Origin of the sequence: Streptomyces hundungensis (genome assembly GCF_003627815.1) — a bacterium.
Lineage (GTDB): Bacteria > Actinomycetota > Actinomycetes > Streptomycetales > Streptomycetaceae > Streptomyces > Streptomyces hundungensis_A.
The window spans coordinates 5024873-5049282 of record NZ_CP032698.1; the positions used below are offsets into that span (position 1 = coordinate 5024873).

The 24410-nt window shown below is 71.0% G+C and carries 18 protein-coding genes and 1 pseudogene; 12 read left to right on the top strand and 7 right to left on the bottom strand.

Features of this window, described 5'->3' with window-relative positions; all coding sequences use genetic code 11:
- Window positions 1-75 precede the first annotated feature (75 nt).
- The gene (locus tag DWB77_RS22370; protein WP_120722944.1) at window positions 76-1323 is read left to right on the top strand and encodes an XRE family transcriptional regulator; all 1248 of its coding nucleotides are present in this window, start codon (window positions 76-78) and stop codon (window positions 1321-1323) included.
- A gap of 1526 nt (window positions 1324-2849) precedes the next feature.
- Here DWB77_RS22370 and DWB77_RS22375 read toward each other — a convergent pair.
- Both DWB77_RS22375 and DWB77_RS22380 read right to left on the bottom strand, forming a co-directional pair.
- Window positions 2850-4625 carry a dolichyl-phosphate-mannose--protein mannosyltransferase gene (locus DWB77_RS22375; protein ID WP_120722945.1) on the bottom strand — a complete coding sequence of 592 codons (1776 nt, stop codon included), beginning with the start codon at window positions 4623-4625 and terminating at the stop codon, window positions 2850-2852.
- An 89-nt stretch (window positions 4626-4714) separates the two neighbouring features.
- The gene (locus DWB77_RS22380; protein WP_162952590.1) at window positions 4715-4930 is read right to left on the bottom strand and encodes a hypothetical protein; all 216 of its coding nucleotides are present in this window, start codon (window positions 4928-4930) and stop codon (window positions 4715-4717) included.
- Between the two features lie 241 nt (window positions 4931-5171).
- Between DWB77_RS22380 and rsmI the strand changes: the two genes are divergently transcribed.
- The 5 genes from rsmI to rsmA all read left to right on the top strand — a co-directional run bounded on the left by rsmI (window position 5172) and on the right by rsmA (window position 10045).
- On the top strand, window positions 5172-6056 hold the full coding sequence (gene rsmI / locus DWB77_RS22385; protein ID WP_120722947.1) for a 16S rRNA (cytidine(1402)-2'-O)-methyltransferase: 885 nt from the start codon (window positions 5172-5174) through the stop codon (window positions 6054-6056).
- A gap of 193 nt (window positions 6057-6249) precedes the next feature.
- On the top strand, window positions 6250-6624 hold the full coding sequence (locus DWB77_RS22390) for a hypothetical protein (protein WP_120722948.1): 375 nt from the start codon (window positions 6250-6252) through the stop codon (window positions 6622-6624).
- A gap of 85 nt (window positions 6625-6709) precedes the next feature.
- Window positions 6710-7582: a TatD family hydrolase gene (locus DWB77_RS22395; RefSeq protein ID WP_120722949.1), complete on the top strand. Its 873-nt coding sequence runs from the start codon at window positions 6710-6712 to the stop codon at window positions 7580-7582.
- Between the two features lie 226 nt (window positions 7583-7808).
- On the top strand, window positions 7809-9185 hold the full coding sequence (locus DWB77_RS22400) for a ubiquitin-like domain-containing protein (RefSeq protein WP_120722950.1): 1377 nt from the start codon (window positions 7809-7811) through the stop codon (window positions 9183-9185).
- Window positions 9182-10045, top strand: a complete 864-nt coding sequence (rsmA, locus tag DWB77_RS22405; protein ID WP_120722951.1) for a 16S rRNA (adenine(1518)-N(6)/adenine(1519)-N(6))-dimethyltransferase RsmA — start codon at window positions 9182-9184, stop codon at window positions 10043-10045. Before DWB77_RS22400 ends, rsmA begins: the two co-directional genes overlap by 4 nt.
- Before the next feature lie 467 nt (window positions 10046-10512).
- Here the strand turns inward: rsmA and DWB77_RS22410 are convergent, their stop codons facing one another.
- Entirely contained in the window at window positions 10513-11475 is a 963-nt protein-coding gene (locus DWB77_RS22410; protein WP_120722952.1) for an Lrp/AsnC family transcriptional regulator, read from the bottom strand.
- A 140-nt stretch (window positions 11476-11615) separates the two neighbouring features.
- Here DWB77_RS22410 and DWB77_RS22415 point away from each other — a divergent pair, with 140 nt between their 5' ends.
- Together DWB77_RS22415 and DWB77_RS22420 are read left to right on the top strand one after the other, a co-directional pair.
- A complete protein-coding gene (locus tag DWB77_RS22415; RefSeq protein WP_120722953.1) occupies window positions 11616-13061 on the top strand; it encodes an FAD-dependent monooxygenase in 1446 nt (481 codons plus the stop codon).
- Window positions 13062-13445: 384 nt separating this feature from the next.
- Window positions 13446-14359, top strand: a pseudogene (locus DWB77_RS22420) (4-(cytidine 5'-diphospho)-2-C-methyl-D-erythritol kinase).
- 2 nt (window positions 14360-14361) lie between these two features.
- On the opposite strand, the gene DWB77_RS22425 reads toward DWB77_RS22420, so the two are convergent.
- The 4 genes from DWB77_RS22425 to DWB77_RS22440 all read right to left on the bottom strand — a co-directional run bounded on the left by DWB77_RS22425 (window position 14362) and on the right by DWB77_RS22440 (window position 16941).
- Window positions 14362-14967, bottom strand: a complete 606-nt coding sequence (locus DWB77_RS22425) for a Uma2 family endonuclease (protein WP_246033608.1) — start codon at window positions 14965-14967, stop codon at window positions 14362-14364.
- 101 nt (window positions 14968-15068) lie between these two features.
- A complete protein-coding gene (locus tag DWB77_RS22430; protein ID WP_120722955.1) occupies window positions 15069-15308 on the bottom strand; it encodes a DUF397 domain-containing protein in 240 nt (79 codons plus the stop codon).
- Window positions 15305-16156: a helix-turn-helix domain-containing protein gene (locus DWB77_RS22435; RefSeq protein ID WP_120722956.1), complete on the bottom strand. Its 852-nt coding sequence runs from the start codon at window positions 16154-16156 to the stop codon at window positions 15305-15307. Before DWB77_RS22435 ends, DWB77_RS22430 begins: the two co-directional genes overlap by 4 nt.
- A 131-nt stretch (window positions 16157-16287) precedes the next feature.
- Window positions 16288-16941 carry a lipoprotein gene (locus tag DWB77_RS22440; protein ID WP_174248605.1) on the bottom strand — a complete coding sequence of 218 codons (654 nt, stop codon included), beginning with the start codon at window positions 16939-16941 and terminating at the stop codon, window positions 16288-16290.
- Between the two features lie 156 nt (window positions 16942-17097).
- Between DWB77_RS22440 and DWB77_RS22445 the strand changes: the two genes are divergently transcribed.
- The 4 genes from DWB77_RS22445 (at window position 17098) to DWB77_RS22460 (ending at window position 23971) form a co-directional block, all read left to right on the top strand.
- Window positions 17098-18903: an ABC-F family ATP-binding cassette domain-containing protein gene (locus DWB77_RS22445; RefSeq protein WP_120722957.1), complete on the top strand. Its 1806-nt coding sequence runs from the start codon at window positions 17098-17100 to the stop codon at window positions 18901-18903.
- 316 nt (window positions 18904-19219) lie between these two features.
- On the top strand, window positions 19220-20962 hold the full coding sequence (locus DWB77_RS22450; protein WP_246033609.1) for a PQQ-binding-like beta-propeller repeat protein: 1743 nt from the start codon (window positions 19220-19222) through the stop codon (window positions 20960-20962).
- 46 nt (window positions 20963-21008) lie between these two features.
- Complete coding sequence (locus tag DWB77_RS22455; protein WP_120722959.1) at window positions 21009-22892, top strand: PQQ-binding-like beta-propeller repeat protein; 1884 nt, start codon at window positions 21009-21011, stop codon at window positions 22890-22892.
- A gap of 407 nt (window positions 22893-23299) precedes the next feature.
- Window positions 23300-23971, top strand: coding sequence for a helix-turn-helix transcriptional regulator (locus tag DWB77_RS22460; RefSeq protein ID WP_120722960.1), 672 nt, complete (start codon window positions 23300-23302; stop codon window positions 23969-23971).
- Window positions 23972-24410 lie beyond the last annotated feature (439 nt).

Sequence of the window (24410 nt, forward strand, 5' to 3'; positions counted from 1 at the left end):
CGTCCCCCTGCTGTCCCCTTGCCTGTCCCCGGGGGTAACAGGCAAGACTCGCAGTAGGCACTCGAAGGAGGGCACATGGTCGACGACAGGCCCGCATGGGCACGGCGCATGGCTGCTGAGCGGGCGGCGCGCGACTGGTCGCAGCGTGATGCGGTGAAGGCGCTTCGGGCGCATGCTCCTACCGAGTTGCCAGGTGAAGAGAGCATGATCCGGCAGTGGAAGCGCTGGGAGGCTGGAGCCTTCCCGAACGACTTCTATCAGCCCATCATCGCGGCCACGTTCGGCACCGTGACACACGCACTCTTCCCGGCGCCCAGTCGGCGGGATGGTAACGGGGAGATCTTGGCTGCGAGCGGTATGGAGACGCTGGAAATCGTCAGCCGCCTCAACCGTTCCGATGTGAATGACGCGACGCTTGACGCTCTGCGGATCACGGCCGATCGGCTCTGCTCCGAGTATCCGTTCATGCCGAGCGCTCAGCTACTGATCGAGGGGCGCCAGTGGCTGCGGCGTGTCGTTGAGCTGCACTCGAAGAGCCTCACGCTGGCTCAGCATCGCGAAGTGCTCGCCTTGTCGGGTTGGTTGGCGCTCTTGGTCGGCTGTGTCGAGTACGACTCTGGCGACCGCCACGCCGCAGATGCGACTCGAAGGGCCGCCCTTTCCATCGCGACCGAAGCCGAAAATGCCGAAGTTGCCGGGTGGGCGCACGAGATGAGGGCCTGGTTCGCGCTGACGACCGGTGACTATCGCGGTGTCATTTCGGCGGCACAGGCGGGAACCGAAGTGGCCGGCAACCACGGCGTGGCGGTTCAGCTCGCTGGCCAGGAAGCCAAAGCCTGGGCCCGGCTTGGCGACCGTCGGCAGGTCGAGGTGTCGCTGGACAGGGGGCGTCGGCTTCTCGAAGGGATGCCCCACCCTGAGAACCTGGACAACCATTTCGTGGTTGACCCTGCGAAGTTCGACTTCTACTCCATGGACTGCTACCGACTGGTCGGTGAGGACAAGCTCGCGCGAAACCTCGCTGAGGAAGTGCTCCGCGCGGGTACGGACTTCGACGGTACCGAGCGGTCCCCGATGCGCAATGCCGAGGCGCGCGTCACGTTGGGCGTGACAGCCGCGCGTGAGGGCGACCTGGATCAGGCACTCATCATGGGGGAGCGGGCGCTTCAGGGTGATCGGCAATCCGTTCCGTCTCTGCTAATGACCAGCCGCGAACTCGCTGCTGAAGTCAGGAAGCGGTACAACGCCGAGCCCGCCGCACAGGACTACTTGGCCCACCTGCGGGCCCTGGGGGAGGAGAAGCCCGGCTTCCTGCCCCGCTAGTCGCTGTAAGTGACAGCGTCTTTCGCTCCCTAGCGGCGACGCCGTACCCTCTTGAGCCCGGTTCACCCATGAAACCGGGCTCCAGCTCTAGGGCTTGCTAGGTGCTATTCGCCTGATCAAGGGGCGAATGGAGTGCTAGCGGGGTTGCTAGACCTAGCGACTCGTGATGCTAGACCTAGCAGCGGTCGGCTCGCCTTTACTGGCTACGCAGAGCGATAGAAGGAGCGGCCTTGGCCGCACGACCTTTGGCAGCTCACTGCGTTCGCGCGCGATGGCGCCGGGAGATCCTGCGGACCGTCGCGCTCTCATGCTGGTCCCGGTGGACACGCCGAAGAGACCACCCACCCCGGCGGCGCGGGAGGGTGGTCTCTTCGCTCTCATAGAGGCTTCAGCGTCCGCACCCCCTCCCCCTCTAAGAGCCGCGTTGACCTGCGCGAAGGCGCTCTTAGTAACGGAGGGTGTGCGGACGCTGCGGACGCTAGCGGACGCTAAACATTCTGTTTAGCGTCCGCACTTAAAGCGCAGGTCAGAGGGGGTGCGTGGTGCGGCGCGGACCCTGCGGACGCTATCTTCCATCAACTCTCTAGGACGAGCAGAGGGGAGGCCTTCCAAGGGGCAGCGTCGCGGAACGGATAGCTGTCTGCTCTCCTCCTGAAAAGCCCTGGGGAGCCACGCAGGGGGCGTCTGTCGGGGCCGCCGTCTTCCCCTTGGAAGGCCGTCAGCAACAGCAAGAGGAGCACGGGCGCGGCGTGCTCCTCTGGATTGCTTCCTTGGCGTCGCACACGGCCGTGGTCGCCCCTGTGGTCCGCGCCTCGCCCTTGTCGCCTGTCGCCTGTCTCACGACGAGTGCGCTTGGCAGCTTGTCGCGAGGGCGAAAGAGGGCCCTGACCTGGGAGGCGACAAGCGACAAGACAAGCGACAAGACAAGCGACAAGACAAGGCGGACGACAAGCCAGCGCTGCCGCTGCGACAGACGAGACGAGCCCCCGCCTGGGTGCTCCTCTTGCCTGGACCGGTGCTCACGCCTGTTCGCACCGCCGCTACTGCCTAGTGGCTAGTGGCAACCCGGGGGAGGGGCCGTGCAGGGTCATGAGGAGCGCCTTCACCAGGGCTTTGGGCAGTAGGCGCTAGCCAGTAGGCACTAGCCACTAGGCAGTAGAACGGCAATCCAGGGGGGCAGCCCGGTCTGGCCGGCGCACCGGCCAGACCCCTCACTGGGGCGCGCTACTGGGTAGTGGGGTCCCCAGTAGAAACGCCCTGACAGGGCCCATGAGCGGGCTAGTGGGGTGTCCTACTGGGTAGTGGGGCGACACCCCACTACCCAGTAGCCCGCCGTCAGAGCATTCGCCACGAGGGGCTGCGGCGCCTGAGAGTCGCCCGCCCGAAGGGCGGTCCTTCTTGCTCTTCGCCAGAGGCCAGCTGGGCCGCCTGTGGGCCGCCCGAGGGGGGCCGGTGACGACTACTGACGACAGGTAACGACGGGGCGGCATCGCCATCAGCGACACCGCCCCTGCCCAAGTTCCCAGCTAGACCCAGCTGTCCAGCCACATCCGGCTGCGCCAGGAGTCCAGCGGGATCGGCGTACCGGTGTAGATCGGCCAGAAGTACACGAAGTTCCACACGATCAGCAGGACGAGCACCCCGGCCCCGATCGACCCGAGCGCGCGCCGGCGCTCCGGGGCGCCCGGTGGCCCGATGATCGCGCCGACCATCATCGCCACCGCCAGACACAGGAACGGCACGAAGACGACCGCGTAGAAGAAGAAGATGGTCCGCTCCTGGTACAGGAACCAGGGCAGATACCCGGCGCCCAGGCCGCACGCGATCGCGCCCGCCCGCCAGTCGCGCCGGAAGAACCAGCGCCACAGGACGTACAGGAGCGCGAAGCAGCCGGCCCACCACAGCAGCGGGGTGCCGAGCGCGATGACCTCGGATGCGCACTTGCCGCCCGCGCCCGAAGGGCAGCCGTCCGAGCCGGGGTTGGGGCTCTCGTAGTAGTACGAGACGGGCCGGCCGAGGACCAGCCAGCTCCACGGGTTGGACTGGTAGGTGTGGCCCTCGGTGAGGCCGACGTGGAAGCTGTAGACCTCGGTCTCGTAGTGCCAGAAGCTGCGCAGGGCCGCGGGCACCCAGCTCATGTCGAACTGCGGCAGGTGGTTGATGGTGCCGATGACCGGCAGCTTGACGTGGTCGGGGGAGAGGCCCGCGCGGCCGTCCGCCCAGTGCCGCCCGTACCCCTTGTCGGTGGCGAACCAGCCCGTCCACGACACGAGGTAGGTGAGGATCGCGACCGGCACCGTGGAGAGGAACGCGCCGATCGCGTCCCGGCGCAGGACCACCCGGTAGGGGCTGACCGCGCCCGCCGTGCGCCGGGCGCCCGCGTCCCACAGGACGGCCATCACACAGAAGAAGACCAGGATGTACAGGCCGTTCCACTTGGTGCCGCAGGCCAGGCCCAGCATGATCCCGGCCGCGATCCGCCAGGGCCGCCACCCGAACCGCACACCGGCCGCGATCGCCGCGTCCGGGCGCAGCAGCCCCTCCTCGTCCTCGGGGAGCGCGGCCGCCAGTCTCGCCCGGGCGCGGTCGCGGTCGATCAACAGGCAGCCGAAGGCCGCGAGCACGAAGAACATGACGACCGTGTCGAGCAGCGCGGTGCGGCTCATCACGAAGTGCAGGCCGTCGACGGCGAGCAGCGCACCCGCCAGACAGCCCAGGAACGTCGAGCGGAACAGCCGGCGCCCGATCCGGCAGAGCATCAGCACCGACAGGGTGCCGAGCACGGCGACCATGAAGCGCCAGCCGAACGGCGTGAAGCCGAACAGCTTCTCGCCGATGCCGATCAGATACTTGCCGACCGGCGGATGCACCACGTAACCCGGCGCGGTCGGCACCGAGATGAGGTCCGGGTTGGCGAGGATCGACTTGTCGATGTCCTTGGGCCAGTCGCCCTCGTAGCCGTGGTTGATGAGCGTCCAGGCGTCCTTGGCGTAGTACGTCTCGTCGAATATCACCGCGTGCGGGGAGCCCAGGTGCCAGAACCGCATGACGCCCGCGACCAGGGTCACCAGGAGCGGCCCCACCCACGCCGACCAGCGCACGATGCGCGCCGCGGCGAGCGGCCCGATGCCGAGCACCGTCCACAGCTGCCCGGCGGGCCGCGTGTACGGCGGCACCAGGCGCTCGCGCAGCCCGGTTCTCGGCCGCACGACATGGCCGAACCGGCGCATGTGGTGCTGCCAGGAAGGCGGTTCGTCCCCGGCATCGTGGCCCGGCAGGGTCGGTGGCGCAGTACTGGTCACCGCGCCATCGTAGGGAACTCCCCTGTGGGAGTCCCGTGGGCCGGGCCCGCCGGGCCCGGCTCGGCGGGGGAGGGGCCGGTTTCCGGGGGTCAGTTCTTCGGCGGCTTGACCCAGCCCTTCTTCACCAGCTGGTCGCAGTGCCACTTGCTGTAGGAGGCGGACTCGCCCTTCTGCTTGGTGGCCTTCATGCAGTCCTTGTAGGAGTACGGCGGTGCGGGCTTGGAGACCGGGGCGGCGCTCGCCACCGGAGCGGCCACGCTGATGGCCACGACCGCCGTGGCCAGGGCAATGCTCAATCGACGCATGGGAGTTCCCTTCTCGCTCAACACGGGACGTTCGTGAACGCCAACGATCCTGGTCGTCCTATGACACGACCCCGTGGTCGCGGGATCCTGCCCACCCGACGCCCGCCAGGGTTGAGCTGCCGTGGGGGCACGCGGATCCCCCGAACCCCGAGGGGGCGAAGGCGTGGGAGTATCTCCATCCGACGGGAGGTCGGCCCCGGGCTCGGCGGAACAGAGTAAAAGTGCAGGTGAGAAGGCGGTCATGGGCAGCACTGGAACACTCGTACTCGCAGGCACCCCCATCGGCGACACCGCGGACGCCCCGCCCCGGCTCGCCGCCGAACTGGAGCGGGCCGACGTCGTCGCCGCCGAGGACACCCGTCGCCTTCGCCGGCTGACCCAGGCGCTCGGCGTGCACATCCAGGGCCGTGTCGTGTCGTACTTCGAGGGCAACGAGTCGGCGCGCACCCCCGAACTGGTCGAGGCCCTCGAAGGCGGGGCCCGGGTGCTGCTCGTCACCGACGCGGGCATGCCGTCGGTCTCCGACCCCGGCTACCGCCTGGTCGCGGCCTGCGTCGAGAAGGACATCAAGGTCACGGCGGTACCGGGGCCGTCCGCGGTGCTGACCGCGCTCGCCCTGTCCGGGCTTCCCGTGGACCGCTTCTGCTTCGAGGGCTTCCTGCCGCGCAAGGCCGGCGAGCGCCTCGGCCGGCTGCGCGAGGTCGAGGGCGAGCGGCGCACGCTGGTCTACTTCGAGGCCCCGCACCGCCTCGACGACACCCTCGCCGCGATGGCCGAGGTGTTCGGCGCCGAGCGGCGCGCGGCGGTGTGCCGGGAGCTGACCAAGACGTACGAGGAGGTCAAGCGCGGCCCGCTGAAGGACCTGGCGGCGTGGGCGGCCGAGGGGGTGCGCGGCGAGATCACCGTCGTGGTCGAGGGCGCCCCCGAGACGGGCCCCGCCGAGCTGGACGCCGACGAGCTGGTGCGGCGCGTCCAGGTCCGCGAGGAGGCGGGCGAGCGGCGCAAGGAGGCCATCGCGGCCGTGGCGGCCGAGACCGGTCTACCCAAGCGCGAGGTCTTCGACGCGGTGGTGGCGGCAAAGAACGCGGCACGTCAGAGCCCCGCGGACGGTAAAGGACTATCGTAAAAAGTAAAACGCGGGCCGCGCACCGGGGCGGAGAAAAGCGCCCAGGCCTAGGAAAGGCCAAGACCACACCAACTCTCGACAGCCCCTGATGCGTTTTGGCAGCGAAAGGCGTCTCCTGGATCGGGGGACCTTTCGCCCCCGCTCGTAAAGAGCGCTCGTAAGAGCTTGTCCAGCGGACAAGAGGAGCCGGCACATGAGTGAGATCGCTGAGACCACGGCACACGAGGCGTATGCCTTCGCGTGCATGCGGTGTGGATACGGCTGGGAGCAGGCGTACGAGATAGAGCACCACGTGGACGCCACGGGCCAGGCGTTCGTCGTCTACAAGGCCAACGGCGACCGGGTGCCCTCCCCGCTGTCCGCCCCCACCTGCCTCAACTGCGGCGGACACGTGGTGCGCATCATGCGCTCCGGACGGGTGTCGTCCGCGCAGCAGGGGATGATCCAGCACCGCGCGCCCGCGCCCACCCAGCCCTCGCCCGGACCTCAGGACGAGGTCGGCGCCACCACCAAGCCCGAACACCACTGGCACCTGTCGGACCTGCTGCACCCCTTCCACCGCAAGTGACCGGCTCCCACCCGCTGTGAGCGGCCCGGGCGGAGGGGCCGGGCACGCGGAAAATGCGGCGCGCGCCTTTTCGTAGGATCGGCGCATGAGTGCCGCCAAAGATGCCCCGCCGCCCCTGCCCGAACCGCTCGGTGTGGAGGTGGCCGACTCGCACACCCACCTGGACATGCAGGACGGCACGGTCGAACAGGCCCTGGAGAAGGCCGCGGCCGTCGGCGTCACCACCGTCGTCCAGGTGGGCTGCGACGTGAAGGGCTCCCAATGGGCGGCCGACACCGCCGAGGCGCACGCCGCGGTGCACGCCGCCGTCGCCCTGCACCCCAACGAAGCTCCCCGCATCGTCCACGGCGACCCCGACGGCTGGTCGCGCCAGGGCGCGCGCGGCCCCGGCGGCGAAGGCGCGCTCGACGCGGCACTCGGCGAGATCGAGCGGCTCGCGGCGCTGCCCTGGGTCAAGGCGGTCGGCGAGACGGGCCTCGACTACTTCCGCACCGGGCCCGAGGGCAAGGCCGCCCAGGAGCGTTCCTTCCGGGCGCACATCGAGATCGCCAAACGCACCGGCAAGGCCCTCGTCATTCACGATCGCGAGGCGCACGCGGATGTGCTGCGTATTCTGCGCGAGGAAGGCGCTCCCGAACGGACCGTCTTCCACTGCTATTCCGGCGACGCGGAAATGGCCGAACTCTGCGCGGAATACGGGTACTTCATGTCCTTCGCGGGAAACATGACCTTCAAGAACGCCCAGCCTTTGCGCGACGCGCTCGCCGTCGCCCCGCTGGAACTCGTTCTCGTGGAGACCGACGCGCCGTTCCTCACGCCGGCGCCGTACCGCGGACGGCCCAATGCGCCGTATCTCATTCCGATCACGGTGCGCGCCATGGCGGCCGTCCGCGGCATCGGCGAAGACGTGCTGGCCGCGGCGATCGCGGACAACACCGCGCGCGCGTTTGATTACTGAGAGATAACGGAATCCGGCCGTCGCGAGGCGGCGCGCAGGGTAGCGGCGCGACCCTGCGTAGTCGAGCTGCTTTGGAGAGTGACCGCCGCTCCGCTAGTGTCCCGGCCCGCACCATCGGACCGGACCCTGGAGCGTCGTGAGCAATTCGCAGGGCAGTCACCGAGCCGCGCGGGGCGGCCGCCGCGCCGCAACCGCCACGGCCACGCCTCCCTACGGCAACCCTGGCATGACCCCCCGCCCCGACGTGCCCGCGCCCGCCACACCCCCCTACGCCCCTTACGCCTCGCCCGCACCCCTCCACGCCTCCTTCGCGCCCCGCCTTCCCGCCGTCCCGGCGCCCGGATACGCCGACCACGAAACCCTGATCGCCCCGGCCCCGGCCCCGGCCCCGGCCCCCGCTCCCGCTCCCGCCCCCGAGCCGCCCGCGGGCGAGGCGCCGGAGCGGGACGGGGAGGCGGGCGGGCGGGGCGGAGCACGGCGGGCGGCGCGGCGCCGCAGAACGTCGGGCGGCCCCGACCGGCTGCGCAGACTCGTCCCGCAGGCCCTGGTCGTCGCGTTCCTGGCGGGCGGCACCTCCGCGTTCCTGGTCAACGACAAGGCCGTCAAACTCACCGTCGACGGAGCGCCGCACACCCTGCACACCTTCGCCGACAGCGTCGAGGAACTCCTCGCCGACGAACACGTACCGGTCGGCGCGCACGACCTCGTGGCGCCCGGCCCCGGCACCACCCTCACCACGGGCGACGAGGTCGTGGTGCGTTACGGCCGCCCCGTCCAGCTCACCCTCGACGGACAGCGCCGCCAGGTGTGGACCACCGCGAGCACCGTCGAGGGCGCCCTGCGCCAGCTCGGGGTGCGCGCCGAGGGCGCCTATCTCTCGGCGTCCCGCTCCTCGGAGATCGGCCGCGCGGGCCTCGCCCTGGACGTCCGCACCGAACGCTCGGTGACCTTCCTCGCGGACGGCCACGAACGCACCCTGCGCACCAACGCCGCCACCGTCGCCGACGCCCTGGAGGAGGCCGGCATCTCCCTCCAGGGCCAGGACACGACCTCCGTGCCGCCGGCCTCCTTCCCGCGCGACGGCCAGACCATCACCGTGATGCGGATCAGCGGCACCAAGGAGGTGCGCGAGGAGCCCATCCCGTACCGGGTCGAGAAGACCAAGGACGCCTCCCTGTTCGCGGGCACCCAGGTCGTGGTCCGCCAGGGGGAGCAGGGCGCCCGCAAGGTCACCTACGCGCTGCGGACCGTCAACGGCGTCAAGCAGAAGCCGCGCAAGATCGCCGAGGAGATCGTCCGCGAGCCGGTCACCCAGCGGGTCAAGGTCGGCACCAAGGCGCTGCCCTCCTCGGTGGGCGGCGCCGACCACCTCAACTGGAGCGGCCTGGCCCACTGCGAGTCCGGCGGCCGCCCCCACGCCCTCGACCCGTCGGGCACCTACGGCGGCCTCTACCAGTTCGACCCCGGCACCTGGCACGCGCTCGGCGGCACCGGGCGGGCCGAACAGGCACCGGCCGGCGAGCAGACGTACCGGGCGAAGAAGCTGTTCGTGACCCGGGGGGCGAGCCCGTGGCCGCACTGCGGCCGTAGGCTGTATCGGTGAGCACCACAGAGCCCGACGCACTCCTTACCCCCGCCGACGTCCGTGAACTGGCCGCAGCGCTTGGCGTACGCCCCACCAAGCAGCGCGGCCAGAACTTCGTCATCGACGCCAACACGGTCCGCCGGATCGTGCGGACCGCCGAGGTCCGGCCCGACGACGTGGCGGTGGAGGTGGGGCCCGGTCTCGGCTCGCTGACCCTGGCGCTCCTGGAAGCCGCGGACAGCGTCGTCGCGGTCGAGATCGACGACGTGCTCGCGGCCGCGCTGCCCGCCACGATCGCGGCCCGCATGCCCGCGCGGGCGGACCGTTTCTCCCTGGTCCACTCCGACGCGATGCTCGTCCAGGACCTTCCGGGCCCGCCCCCCACTGCCCTCGTCGCCAACCTCCCCTACAACGTGGCGGTCCCCGTCCTGCTGCACATGCTGGCCCGCTTCCCCAGCATCGAGCGCACCCTGGTCATGGTCCAGGCGGAGGTCGCCGACCGGCTCGCGGCGAAGCCCGGCAACAAGGTGTACGGAGTGCCGTCGGTCAAGGCGAACTGGTACGCGGACGTCAAGCGGGCCGGGTCGATCGGGCGCAACGTGTTCTGGCCCGCGCCCAACGTCGACTCCGGCCTCGTCTCGCTGGTCCGCCGGGCCGCGCCCGTCGCGACGACGGCCTCCCGGGCGGAGGTCTTCGCGGTCGTGGACGCGGCGTTCGCGCAGCGCCGCAAGACGTTGCGGGCGGCGCTGTCCGGCTGGGCGGGGTCGCCTGCGGCGGCGGAGGCGGCGCTGGTGGCGGCGGGGGTTTCGCCCCAGGCGCGGGGCGAGGCGCTGACGGTGGAGGAATTCGCATCGATCGCGGAGCACCGCCCGAGCTAGTTCTCCCCCACCCCGCCCCCCTTAACTGCTCGGCGCTGGCCAGCACCCCAGCCCGTCCGGCGTTTGAGGACGAGCGCCGTTCAGGCGCGATACGGGGTCTGGGGCGGAGCCCCAGGGGCTTTCGGGTGCGGATCGTGCGTGGCTGGTCGCGCAGTTCCCCGCGCCCCTAAAACCCCCGGTCACGTGCGGACCGTGCTCGCTTCTCGCGCAGTTCCTCGCGCCCCTTAAGTGCTCGGCGCTGGGGGGCACTTCAGCCTGTCCGGCGTTTGAGGACGAGCGCCGTTCAGGCGCGAACGGGGTCTGGGGCGGAGCCCCAGGGTCTTTCGGGTGCGGATCGTGCGTGGCTGGTCGCGCAGTTCCCCGCGCCCCTGGCAGGGTCGGGTGCGGGCCCGCATCGAGGCACTTCAGCCCGTCCGGCGTTTGAGGACGAGCGCCCTTGAGGCGCGAACGGGGGCTGGGGCGGAGTCTCAGTTGGGGGCGGCCTTCTTGATGGTGCGGATCACGGGGGCCGTTTCGACGTGCGTGATCGACGGCAGCCCGGCAACCCCCGTCGTCAGGTACCGATACAGCTCCCGCTGCCCCGCACACACCACACTCGCGTACAGATTCGTCGGCCCCGTCGTCGCCGCGGCGAACGCGATCTCGGGATGGCCGGCCAGGGCATGGCCCGCCTCCTCCAGGTGGGCGGGGGCGACGGAGAGCCAGAGCAGGGTGCGGGCGTGCGCGCCGAACATGCGCCAGTCGACGTCGAGGTCGAGGTAGAGCACGCCGTGTTCGCGCAGCTCCGTCATCCGGCGCCGCACCGTCGTCGGCGACCACCCCGTCGCCTCGGCCAACTCCTCGAACCCGGCCCGCCCGTCGGCGGCGAGCAGCGCGAGGAGCGTACGGTCGCCGTCGTCGAGGCGTACCGGCCCGGAGGGACGCGCCATCGGGGGTGGGCGCAGACGCTCGACCGCGTCCGCGTCCAACGAGCCGAGCTTCCCGACGAGGTTGTCCGGGCCGCCGTAGAAGGCGTGCAGCACGGAGTGCGCGGTGACGCCCTCCACGCGCGGGGTGCGGGGGAGTTTGGCCAGCAGCAGGGACTCGCTGTCGGCCTCGCTCTCCGTACGGACCACACAGGTGACCTCCGTGCCGCCGGAGCTGAGGCTCACCCAGGACGTGTCGGGGCGCCGGGCCAGCGCCTCGGCGACCGGCAGCGAGGCGGCCGGCGCGCAGCGCACCCGCAGGAACCACTGGATGGCCCCGAGCGCGGTGGAGTCGAACCCGCCCACCACGCGTACCGCCCCGGCCGCCCGCAGCCGGGCGTACCGGCGGGCCACGGTGCGATCCGATACGCCCAGTACCTCGGCGATGGTGCTGAACGGGGCGCGGCCGTCGATCTGCAAGGCGTGCGCGAGCCGACGGTCGAGGTCGTCGTAGTCGGATTCCACCGCCCCGAGGCTAGGCGGTGTCGGATACCCGCACAATCGGTCCGGTTTCTGGGTCACGGGACGCGCTCGGCGCAGCGTTGTCGTGTCCCGGTCGACACAGCCCATCGGCGCCGTCGGCCGACCCAGTCACAGGAGAGTCCATGGACACCGATGTACTCGTCGTCGGCGCCGGCCCGACCGGAATGACGCTGGCCAACGAGCTGCTGACGGCAGGGGTGTCGACCGTGGTGGTCGACAGGCTGTCACGGCGCAGCGCACTGTCCAAGGCGGGCGGCGTGCAGTCCCGCACACTGGAGATGCTCGACCAACGAGGCCTGCTCGAGCCCCTGTTGGCCACCGGAGACCACCCCGTCGCCACCGGCCACTTCGCCGGTGTCCCCCTCCCGCACCCCTCGGACCGGCACCGCCTGCCCTGGCGGTCCGTGCCGCAGGTGGTGATCGAGGGCTTCTTCGAGGACCACCTCGCCGCGCTCGGCCTCCACATCCGGCGGGACCACGAACTGGTCGGCCTCGCCCAGGACGGAACCGGTGTCACGGCGACCTTCGCGGACGGTACGTCCCTGCGCTCCCGTTACCTCGTCGCCGCCGACGGAGGCCACAGCACCGTACGGTCGCTGCTGCGGGCGGCCTTCCCCGGTGAGCCCGGCACGCTGACGATCATCGCCGCGGACGTGCGGCTGGACGGCGCCGATCCGTCCGCCTCGCACACCTGGAACGAGGACGGGCACTGGGCGGCCATGTTCCCGCTCGGCACCGACGTACAGGGCAGGCCGTTGCGCCGTCTTGTCCTCGGCGGGCCCGGCATGTCCCTGCCCCGGGAGACCCCGGTCACCGAGGACGACATCCGCGACGGCCTCAAGACGGTCTTCGGGTCGCGGGTGCAGCTGCTCGAACTGTGCTACGCCCGCCGCATCACCAACGCGTCCCGGCAGGCCGAGCAGTACCGGCACGGGCGGGTGTTCCTGGCGGGCGACGCGGCCCATGTCCATCTTCCGCTCGGCGCGCAGGGCATGAACACGGGGATGCAGGACGCGTTCAACCTCGGCTGGAAGCTCGGGGCCGCCGTGCGCGGCTGGGCGCCGACGGGTCTGCTCGACACGTACCACGCGGAACGGCATCCGGTCGGGGCGGCCGTGCTGCGCAACGTGCGGGCGCAGAGCCTGCTGATGGACTGGGCCGGCACGCGCGATCCGGAGGTCCTGGCGGCGCGGGAGATCTTCACCGACCTGGCCCAACTGCCGGACGTCCAGAGCCACTTGGCGAACCTCATGTCCGGGATGGCCGTCCGCTACCCCATGCCGGGCGCCGCCGCCTCCTCCGATCCGCTTCTCGGGCTGCCCGTACCGGATCTGGACCTCGGCGGGGTCCGGGTGCATGAGCTGCTCCGTGCGGGGCGGGGCGTTCTGCTGGACCCGGAGGACGCGTACGCGTCGGTTGCCGCGGGGTTCTCGGGCCGGGTGGATCGGGTGGGGCGGGGCGGCGCCACCGGGCCGCTGCTCGTCCGTCCGGACGGTTACGTGTGCTGGGCGGGGTCGGCGTGGCTCGGCCCCGCGCTCCGTGAGTGGTTCGGCGAGCCGAGCGTTTGAGGCCCCCCTCGGCGGCCCCTCCACGGCTACGGGCCGCGGGGCCCGTCCGCGCAGTTCCCCGCGCCCCTAACCCCTCTCGATCCTGCGGACCGTGCCCGCGTCTCGCGCAGTTCCCCGCGCCCCTTAGGTGCTCGGTGCTGGCCCGCACCTCAGCCTGTCCGGCGTTTGAGGACGAGCGCCCTTAAGGCGCGATCGGGGTCTGGGGCGGAGCCCCAGGGTCTTTCGGGTGCGGGCCGTGCGTGGCTGGTCGCGCAGTTCCCCGCGCCCCTGGCAGGGTCGGTGCGGGCCCGCGTCGGCCACCTCAGCCCGTCCGGCGTTTGAGGACGAGCGCCGTTCAGGCGCGACCGGGGTCTGGGGCGGAGCCCCGGGCGGGGTTGGGGGAAAATGGCCCCCGTGAGTACCCCCCGCATCGTCACCGCCCGCGTCCCCGCCAAGGTCAACGTCCAGTTGGGCGTGGGCCCCGCCCGCCCCGACGGGTTCCACGACCTGGCCAACGTCTTCCTCGCCGTCGCCCTCTACGACACCGTCACCGCAACCCCCGCCGACACCCTCCGCATCACCTGCGACGGCCCCGACGCCGCCCAGGTCCCCCTGGACCGTACGAACCTGGCCGCCCGCGCCGCCGAGCTCCTCGCCGCGCGCCACGGCATCGAGCCCGCCGTCCACCTCCACATCGACAAGGACATCCCCGTCGCGGGCGGCATGGCCGGCGGCAGCGCGGACGGCGCGGGCGCGCTCCTCGCCTGTGACGCGCTGTGGGGTACGAACGCCACCCGGGCCGAACTCCTCGACATCTGCGCCGAGTTGGGCAGCGACGTACCGTTCAGCCTCGTCGGCGGGGCGGCCCTCGGCACCGGCCGGGGCGAGAAGCTGGCGCCCCTCGATGTCGGCGGCACCTTCCACTGGGTGTTCGCCGTGGCGGACGGCGGCCTTTCCACCCCGGCGGTCTACCGCGAGTTCGACCGCCTCACCCCGGACGCCACCGCCCCGAGGCCTCACCGGCGCTGCTCGAAGCACTCCGTACCGGCGATGCGAAGGCCCTCGCGGGCACCCTCACCAACGACCTCCAGGCCGCCGCGCTCTCCCTGCGCCCCTCCCTCGCGGACACCCTCGCGGCGGGTACGGCGGCGGGCGCCCTGGCCGCCCTGGTCTCGGGCTCGGGCCCGACCACGGCGTTCCTCTGCGCCGACCAGGAGGCAGCCCGCACGGTCGCAGCCGCCCTGACCGCCTCCGGCACGTGCCGCACCGCGCGCACCGCCACGTCACCGGCCCCGGGCGCGACCGTCCTGACCGACTGAGGTCAGAGCTCGCGGACGGCGCCGAGGTCGATGTCGGTGGCGTAGGGCTTCGTGACCTTGAGCTGGTCGCGCTGCATGCCCACGTGTACGTAGGCCCTGGTAAGCGGGTCGAGCTCATACACGTGGACCACCGGCTCGCTGCCGTTGCCACCGCGTTCCACTCGCCAGAAATTCGGGATTCCGGCGGCCGCGTACTTCTGCGGCTTGGTGGTGCGGTCCCGGGATTCCGAATCAGGGGAGACGACCTCTACGGCCAGCAGCACATCTTCCGCGCGGTAGCACGTCTGATCCGGCCCGATGACGGACTCTGCCCTGACCACGATGATGTCGGGCTCGGGCCCGTTGCGGTTGTCGAGGACGACGGTCATCTCCCGCTTGATCTTGAATGCGGAGGGCAAATCGCGGCGCAGACCGCTGACCAGTACTTCCATCACATCGGTGTGGAAATTGCGCTGCGGGCTCACGAAGATCAGGCTCCCGTCGATCAGCTCGGTGTGAGACGGGAGATTGGGCAGCGTGAACAGGTCGTCCACGGTGTAGCCGTCCTTGGGTGGCACGGGCCACTGGTGGCAGTGCTCTACGGACTCGGCGGTCATGGTTCCTCCCATGGACGGGATTCTTCGGCCTGCCCGTCCACGGTAGCCGCCGCTTTCCGATCACGTCACTACGAAGGGTGACCCGGCGGTGTCGTGTTCGAGCCCCATGCTCGTCAGCCCCGGCACTCCGCGACGAACGCGGTCCACGCTTCGCTGGAGAGGGCAAGGTGGGGGCCCTGCTTGTCCTTGGAGTCCCGTACGTAGACGGTGGCCGGGCAGACGGCCACCTCTACGCAGTCGTCGCCCTGGGTGCCGCTGTAGCTTGACTTGCGCCAGGCGAGGGCGACTTCTACGCAGTTGTCGCCCTGGGCGCTGCTGTAGCTGGACTTGAACCAGGCGAGTTCGGTGCTCATAGGGCTCCTCGGATTCGCTCCAACAGGTCCCGAGATTTAGCTGGGTTGAGGGCCTGCGAGCGCAGTGTGTCATACCTCTGCTGGAGTGGAACCACCTCTTTTAGGGCGCTGATCAAGCGGCCGTTCCTCTGTCCCTCGGAGTAGGCGTACCGCTTACCGTCCGGCCCTTCGAGGAGCGCGAGCGGGCCAGCGAGGCACGCGTGGAACTCGCAGTCAGCGGGCAGGAGCTGAAGCGTCACATTCCTGGGCTGAGTGGCGGCGAGCACGTGGTCCAACATGTCCCGTGTTACCGCATTCCCCCCGATCCTCTGCCGGAAAACCGCCTCAGTGACGATGAAGCTGAAAGGGACGTTCGGACGTTCGAGCAGAAGCCGTTGCCGTTCCATCCGGGCGGCGATCTGGGTTTCCACTTGTCCGTCCGACAGTGGAGGCACTTCGTTCTCGTACAGAGCCCGTACGTACCTCTCCGACTGCAACAACCCCGGCACCATCCGGCACTCGTACGTGCACAGACTCACCGCCGTCCGCTCGCGCCGCGCCCACTCCCGGAACCACGCCGCCAACCCCGGCTGACGGGTCAGATGGCCGAAGGCCCGCCGCAGCGCGCCCGTGTTGCCCAGGGCCGCCTCCGCTCGCTCCACGAACTCCTCGTCCGGCATGCGGCGGCCCAACTCGATGGATTCCACCGTGTGTTTGGAGAAGCGGACCAGCGTCGCGAACTCTTCGCGCGTGAGCCCGGCGTGTTCGCGCAGGCCCTGTACGAACGCCCCGAACGTCTTGAGGCTGTCCGACGACACGGGCTCACCCGCGCAACCCCCGCCCCCGCCCCGCTCCCAGCTCTCGGTCATGTGCCGCCACCTTCCGGTGAGTTGATCTCCCCGCTCAACTCACCCAGGGTGACCGCTCGCGACCGTACCGTCCACCCTCCGTATCCGTACGCTCGCGCAGCGTACGGACGGCCCACCGTCGACCGACCGCCCTACCGCGTGACCTTCAGGCTCGACTTCGCCAGCTCGTACGCCGGCAGCATCTCCTGGTGCTCCTCGGTGTCCATGCCGCCCAGGTGCAGCACGAGCGTGCCCTGGGGCGTCACCACCGCCAGGGCACGCTCCTGCTTTGCGGTGTCCATCACCTTGCTGTACGTCTCGTAGACGACCTCCGCCGCCGGAAGCGAGCCCGCCTTGATCTCGGCGTACGCCGCCTTGCGTGCGGTCTTGTCGGCGCCGACGAACGACTCCAGGGCGGCGCGCGGCGTGCCCGAGGTGGCGGTGTCGGTCCACGCCCGCAGGAAGCCGATGTTGCCCGCCGGCTTCGCGTCGATCTCGCAGGACAGGGCGAACGGGCCCTGCTTGGTCAGACCCGCCAGCGGGGAGTCCCCGGCCTCGGCCGCCACGGCCTTCGGCTTCCACTTCGCCGCCAGGTCGAACGTCGCCGGCAGGGCGCAGGCCGAGCCCGCCGACCCCACAGCGCCGCCCGCCTTCGCCGCCGCGGCCCCGCCCCCCGAAGCGGACGACGGCTCCACCGGGCGCGACGGGGCCGCCGACGCCCCCGGATTCTTCTCCTCGCCGCACCCCGTCAGGACCGCCGCCGCCAGCACCACCACGACCGCGCCCCGCACCACATCGCGCCGCATGAACCCCCGCCCCCTCGACCCTCGTCAGTACCTCGCCGTCCGCGGACCCGTACCGCGGATCACCCCCACGTGATCCCTTGATCACCGGCCGAACGCTATCCGACCGTCCGCGGCGACTACCCTGGATGACGATCCATCCCCCTGCTCAGGAGTGAAATGGCCGTCAACCTGGTCAATGTCGAGGCAGTCAGCAAGGTGTACGGCACCCGTGCCCTGCTCGACGGAGTCTCCCTCGGCGTCTCCGAAGGGGACCGGATCGGGGTCGTCGGGCGCAACGGCGACGGCAAGACCACCCTGATCCGGATGCTGGCCCAGCTGGAGGAGCCGGACACCGGCCGCGTCACGCACGTGGGCGGGCTGCGGCTCGGCGTGCTCACCCAGCACGACTCGCTCGACCCCACCGCCACCATCCGGCACGAGGTCATCGGCGACCTCGCCGACCACGAGTGGGCCGGCAACGCCAAGATCCGCGATGTGCTGACGGGCCTGTTCGGCGGGCTCGACCTGTCTGGGTTCGCGCAGGGCCTCGACACCGTGATCGCCCCGCTGTCCGGCGGCGAGCGGCGGCGCATCGCGCTCGCCAAGCTCCTCATCGGCGAGCCGGACCTGATCGTGCTCGACGAGCCCACCAACCACCTCGACGTCGAGGGCATCTCGTGGCTGGCCGGCCACCTCCAGGCCCGCCGCTCCGCGCTCGTCTGCGTCACCCACGACCGCTGGTTCCTCGACCAGGTCTGCACCCGCATGTGGGACGTCCAGCGCGGCTCCGTCTTCGAGTACGAGGGCGGCTACTCCGACTACGTCTTCGCCCGCGCCGAGCGGGACCGCATCGCCGCCACCGAGGAGGCCAAGCGGCAGAACCTGATGCGCAAGGAGCTGGCCTGGCTGCGCCGTGGCGCCCCGGCCCGCACCTCCAAGCCGCGCTACCGCATCGAGGCCGCCAACGAGCTGATCGCCGACGTGCCGCCGCCGCGCGACACCAGCGAGCTGATGAAGTTCGCCAATGCCCGGCTCGGCAAGACCGTCTTCGACCTGGAGGACGTGACCGTACAGGCCGGGGAGAAGCTGCTGCTCAAGCACCTCACCTGGCAGCTCGGCCCCGGCGACCGCATCGGTCTGGTCGGCGTGAACGGCGCGGGCAAGACCTCGCTGCTGCGGGCGCTCACCGAGGCCTGGCGCACCGCGGGCGAGGCCCAGCCGGTCGCCGGCAAGGTCGCCGTCGGCAAGACCGTACGGCTCGCCTACCTCTCCCAGGACGTCGCCGAACTCCCGCCCACGCTGCGGGTGTTGGAGGCGGTCCAGCAGATCCGTGACCGCGTCGACCTCGGCAAGGGCCGTGAGATGACGGCGGGTCAGCTCTGCGAGCAGTTCGGGTTCGCCAAGGAGAAGCAGTGGACGCCCGTCGGGGACCTGTCCGGCGGTGAGCGGCGCCGGCTCCAGCTGCTGCGGCTGCTCATGGACGAGCCCAATGTGCTCTTCCTCGACGAGCCCACCAACGACCTCGACATCGAGACGCTGACCCAGCTCGAAGACCTCCTCGACGGCTGGCCCGGCTCCATGGTGGTCATCTCCCACGACCGGTTCTTCATCGAGCGCACCACCGACCACGTGTGGGCGCTGCTCGGCGACGCCACGCTGCGGATGCTGCCGCGCGGCATCGACGAGTACCTGGAGCGCAGGCAGCGGATGATCGCGGCCGCGCCGGCCCCGGCCGCGGTGGCCGCCGCGAAGGCGGCGCCCGCCGTCTCCGCGCAGGACGCCCGCGCCGCGAAGAAGGAACTCCAGAAGGTCGAGCGCCAGCTCAACAAGATCAATGAGCGCGAGACGAGTCTGCACGCGCAAATCGCCGATAACGCCACGGACTTCGGCAAGGTGGCCAAATTGGATGCCGAGCTTCGTGAACTGATCGTCGAGCGCGACGAGTTGGAGATGCGCTGGCTCGAACTGGCCGAGGACTCCTGAGGCACGGGGTCGAGCACAGCGACAAGGACGTCGTGCGGCGCTCGCGTAGAGACGGCGTACAGAGTCAGTAACGGCGGCATTACGGGCCGGTTCTCCCTTGGGAACAGGGATGACCGGCCCGTGGCGTGCCGTGCTCCGAGTGATAGAAAGTAGCTCCGTTCGACTGACGTAAAGACGCAAAGACGCAAATTCGGGGGATCTCGTTGTGACCCAGCCGCCCAGTTCCCAGCCGCCGCAGGGGGGCTTCGGAGCACCGCAGGACAAGCCTCAGGGCCCGCCCGCCCAGCCTCAGGGGCCGCCGCCCCAGCCGCCGCACATGCCGCCCGCTCCGCCCGCCCAGCCGCCGCAGATGCCGCCGGCACCGCCGGCCGGCGCGCCCGGCTACGGCTACCCGCAGGCGCCGGGCCAGCAGCCGGGCTACGGCTACCCGCAGGGCCCGCCCCCTCAGCCGGGCTACGGCTACCCGGGCGCCCCGGGCCAGCCGCCGACGCAGGGCAACCCCTACGCGCAGACCCAGCAGGGCGGTTACGGCTACCCGGGTCAGCCGCAGTACCCGGGCGCTCCGATGCCGCCGCAGGGTGGCGGCGGCAAGAACCCGTTCAAGGGCAAGCCCGCGATGATCGTGGCCGCGGCGGTCGCGGGCCTGCTGGTCATCGGCGGCGGCGTGTACCTCGCGACGAGCGGCGGCGACGACGACAAGAAGCCCGTCGCCGACAAGAGCAACAGCGCGACGCCCTCGGGCTCGCCCTCGGTCGACAAGGGCGACGGCAAGGGCGACGGACGCCCCGGCACCGGCGACGACAGCGGTGACGTCAACGCGGGCATCAAGCCCGGCGAGGCCCGCGTCTGGTACCACGAGAACGAGACCCCGCTGACCCAGAACGGCGCCACGCAGTACGGCCCCTGGCGCGTCGGCGACGTCGTCGTCAAGGCCATGTACAAGGAGGCCGTCGGCTACTCGGTCGCCGACGGCAAGGAGAAGTGGAAGGTGTCCCTGGACACCCCCATCTGCGGCGCCCCGCACGACACCACCGCGGACGGAAAGATCGTCTTCGGCGTCCAGGAGAACAACACCAAGGACGCCAAGTGCAACCAGCTCCAGATGATCGACTTCGCGGCGGGCAAGGCGGGCTGGAAGGCGCCGGTGCCGTCCGAGAACACCTTCGACATCATGGTCAGCTTCGACATGGCGATCAGCGGCAACACCGTGGCGCTGGCCCGCATGGGCGGCGCGAGCGGCTTCTCCATCGCCGACGGCAAGAAGCTCTACGGCACCCCGAAGACCGGTAACTGCCGCTCCGACGCGTTCGCCGGCGGCCCCAAGCTCATCTCGGTGGGCTCCTGCACCGACCCGAACGACAACAACCTGGACTCCCCGCCGTCGGAGCTCCTCCAGGAACTCGACCCGGCCACCGGCAAGAGCAAGTGGAACTTCCAGTACGAGAAGGGCTGGACGATCCGCCGGGTCTACTCGATGGACCCGCTGGTGGTGTACGCCACCAACAAGGACAAGAAGACGTGGAACATCTCCACCTTCACCGCTGACGGCAAGCTCCGCTCGCAGGTCGACTCCAAGGCCCAGCTCACCGCGAGTTGCAGCGGCTTCGGCATCATCGACCGCCAGCTCCAGGACTGCTCGGGCACGGCCGCCGACGCCAACACCCTCTACATCTCCACCGAGGGCAAGCAGTCGGAGGAGCTCGGCGTGGGCCGCAGCAACGAGGTGATCGCCATCGACCTCGCCACCGGCAAGGAGAAGTGGCACTCGGCCGCGCCCAAGGGCCGCATGATGTCGCCGCTGGCCGTCGAGGGCGGCAAGGTCGTGCTCTACATCGAGCCCGGCATCGACGACGCGGGCGCCGCGGTCGCGACCCTGCCGCCCACCGGCGGCGCGCCGCAGATCACGCTGCAAAGCCCGGCGGCCGCCTCCGGCACCGAGCGGAACTTCTACAGCCCCCACACGGTCTGGGCGGGCGGACGGCTCTTCCTGCTCAACGGGCGGGTGAAGAGCCCCAAGGGCGACGAGCGGGACAACTCGATCCTGTCCTTCGGCAAGTGACGCCCCAACTCCCCTTCCCCGCCTTCCAGTCAGAGGTCCCTTCGGCATGAGCCAGCCACCCCAGCCACCCCAGCAGCCCCCGCGGCCCGAGGACACGCCTCCCGGCTTCGGCGCCCCGCAGCAGCCCCCGGCCCCCGGGTTCGGCGCACCCCAGCAGCCCCCGGCGGGCGGCTTCGGCGCGCCCACCCCGCCGCCGCCCACCGGCCCGCCGAGCACCCCGCCGCCCGCGGGACCCCCGGCCTACGGCTATCCGCAGACGCCCCCGCAGCAGCCGGGTTACGGCTACCCGGCGGCCGCGCCGCAGCAGCAGCCGGGTTACGGCTATCCACAGACGCCTCCGCAGCAGCCGGGCTACGGCTACCCGGGCCAGCCGGGCCAGCCCGGTCAGCCCGGTTACGGCTACCCGGGGCAGCCCCCCACCCAGCCGATGCAGCCGCAGTACCCGACCCCGGGCGCGCCCGGGCCCGGGCAGCCCGGCGGCAAGAAGCCGAACACCCAGCTCACGATCATCGTCGCGGCGGTCGTCGCGGTGGCCCTGATCGTCGGCGGCGGCATCTGGTACGCCTCCGGCAAGGACGACGGCAAGAGCGAGGCCAACTCGGGCGACACCGGCGGCGCCAAGGGCAGCGGCGGCAGCGCGACGGGAGGCGGCGGCAAGGAGAAGGCGCCCGCCAACACCGCCGCCCACGTGCTCTTCCAGACCCCGCAGCCCCAGGTCAAGGACCTCACCGCGGTGCACGGCTCCTGGCTCACCGACAAGGTGTACGTCAAGTCCGGCGTCAAGGAAATCGTCGGCTACGACCCCGCCAAGGGCACCCAGCTGTGGAAGCTTCCGCTGACCGGCAACGTCTGCGAGTCGACCACGCACGTCTCGGCCGACGGCAAGACCGCGTTCGCCTTCGAAAGCCAGGACAACGGTGCCAAGTTCGCGTCCTGCACCGAGGTCGCCGGCCTCGACCTCACCACCGGCAAGCTGCTGTGGCAGGCCGACATCAAGGGCGCCAACGGCGACCGCAAGACGCGCTTCGACGAGGTCACCCTCGGCGCGGGCACGGTCGCCGCGGGCGGCCTGGACGGCGGCGCGGCCTGGGACCTGAACACCGGCAAGGAGCTGTGGAAGCCCACCACCACCGCCGACCAGTGCAAGGACGTCGGATACGGCGGCGGTGACGCGCTCGTGGCCGTCCGCAAGTGCGGCGACTACGAGAAGCCCACCATCAACGTGCAGCCCCTCGACCCCAAGACCGGGCAGCCCCTGTCCACGTACAAGATGGTGCCCGGCGTCCAGTACGCGCACATCGTCTCCACCAAGCCGCTGGTGCTGGCCGCCGACGTCGGCGAGAGCGCGGGCGACGGCAGTGGCATCTCGGACTTCTTCTCCGTCGACGACAAGACCGGCAAGCTGCTCGCGCGCATCCCGGCCCCCGGCGACAAGTACGCCGCGGACTGCGACGGGACCTCCGTCGAGAAGTGCACGATGGTCGCGGCCGGCGGCGGCAAGCTGTTCGTGCCGACCGAGGAGCACGAGAACGCCTCGACCGCCAACGGCTCCTCGGGCCGCACCAACGAGGTCGTCGCCTTCGACCTCACCACCGGCCAGGCCGTGCCCGGCAAGGCGGACGCCGGCGACGGCTACAAGCTGCACCCGCTGCGCATGGACGGCACCAACGTCATCGCCTACAAGGACGCCCCCTACGACAAGGGCACCCAGGTGGTCAGCATCGACGGCACCACCCTCAAGTCGACGCTGCTCCTGGAGAACCCCTCCGACCGGTCGGTGCGCGGAGCGATCACCTCGTTCTCGACGGAGTTCTCCGAGATCCTCTACGGCAACGGCCGCCTGTACCTGGGCGCGACGCTCCTGAGCAAGCCGTACTCGGCGAGCGACTCCGACAAGAAGTTCCTGTTCATGGCGACCGGCACGAGCTGAGCCGCCGCCCGACGAAGGCCCCGCCCGACGAAGGCCCCGCCCGACGAAGGCCCCGCTCGACGAAGGCCCTGCCCGTGGAGAACTCCGCGGGCGGGGCCTTCGCCTTTTCCCGGCCCTTTCCAGCCACCTTTCCGCACGCCCTTCGCCGCAGGTCGGGGGGCGCGCGCGGGCGGCGGAAAACGGCCGAGATGGACGTTTCACTTCCGCACCCACTTCCTCGTACTTCCTCAACCACGCCTGAATGCCGGAGAATTCGGCATTCTGGGGGCTTCTCCTCGGTAAGAGGCACGCGGCGTCGAACAAGCGTGTAGCTTGCCGGGGCAAGAGGGCCGGGGAGCGGGGGGGCCCGAGCGGGCTGCCGTCGGCTCGAAGAGCCGGGGAGGGCCCGGGGGATGGGGGTTAGCTCGATGGGCGTGCGGCTCATGGTGGTCGACGACCACCGGCTGCTCGCCGAGGCACTCGCCTCGGCGCTGAAACTGCGGGGCCACCGGGTGCTCGCCGCGGCGGCGCCGGTCGCGGGCGCGGCAGAGCTGGTGGTGAGCCGGGCGCCCGAGGTGTGTCTGCTCGGCACGGCGTCGCCCGCCGAACCGGGGGTGTTCGACCCGATCGTACGGATCAAACGGGAGCGGCCGCAGGTCGCCGTGGTGGTGCTCGGCCCGGTGCCGAGCCCGCGCGGGATCGCGGCGGCGTTCGCGTCCGGGGCGTCCGGGTATGTGCGCCACGACGAGCGCATCGAGGGCGTCGAGCGGGCGATGGTGAAGGCCAGGGCGGGGGAGGCGGCGGTCGCGCCGGGGCTCCTTCAGGGTGCCTTCGCCGAACTGCTCAACCCCGCGGCCCAGCCGGACGACGAGGGGCAGCGGTTGTTGCGGCTGCTTACGCCGCGGGAGGTGGAGGTGCTGGTTCGGGTCGCGGACGGGGAGGATACGCGGCTCATCGCGGCCGGTATGGGCATAGCGCCGTCCACGGCCCGCACCCATGTCCAGCGGGTGCTGATGAAACTCGGGGTGGGGTCCCGGCTGGAGGCCGCCGCGCTGGCCGCCCGAACCGGCCTCCTGGACCGAGCGACCCCGCCCCGCTAGGGGCCCCCGGGGCGTTTGCCCACCCGCCCGCCCGTGCAGCGGGTTGGTCGGTCCCGCCCCCCTGGGGCTCCGCCCCAGACCCCAAGCTCTTTTTGCCCACCCACCCGCCCGTGCAGCGGGTTGGTCGGTTCCGGGCCCCTGGGGCTCCGCCCCAGACCCCAAGCCCCTTTGCCCACCCACCCGCCCGTGACGGGGGTGGACAGCCCCGGGCCCCTGGGGCTCTGCCCCAGACCCCGTTCGCGCCTTAAGGGCGCTCGTCCTCAATCGCCGGACGGGCTGAGGTGCTGGCCAGCACCGAGTAGTTAGGGGCGCGGGGAACTGCGCGACCAGCCACGCACGGCCCGCAGTCGAAAACGGGTTTCCAGGGGCGCGGGGAACTGCGCGACCTGACCCGTCCGGGTCCGCACCGGTCCTGCCAGGGGCGCGGGGAACTGCGCGA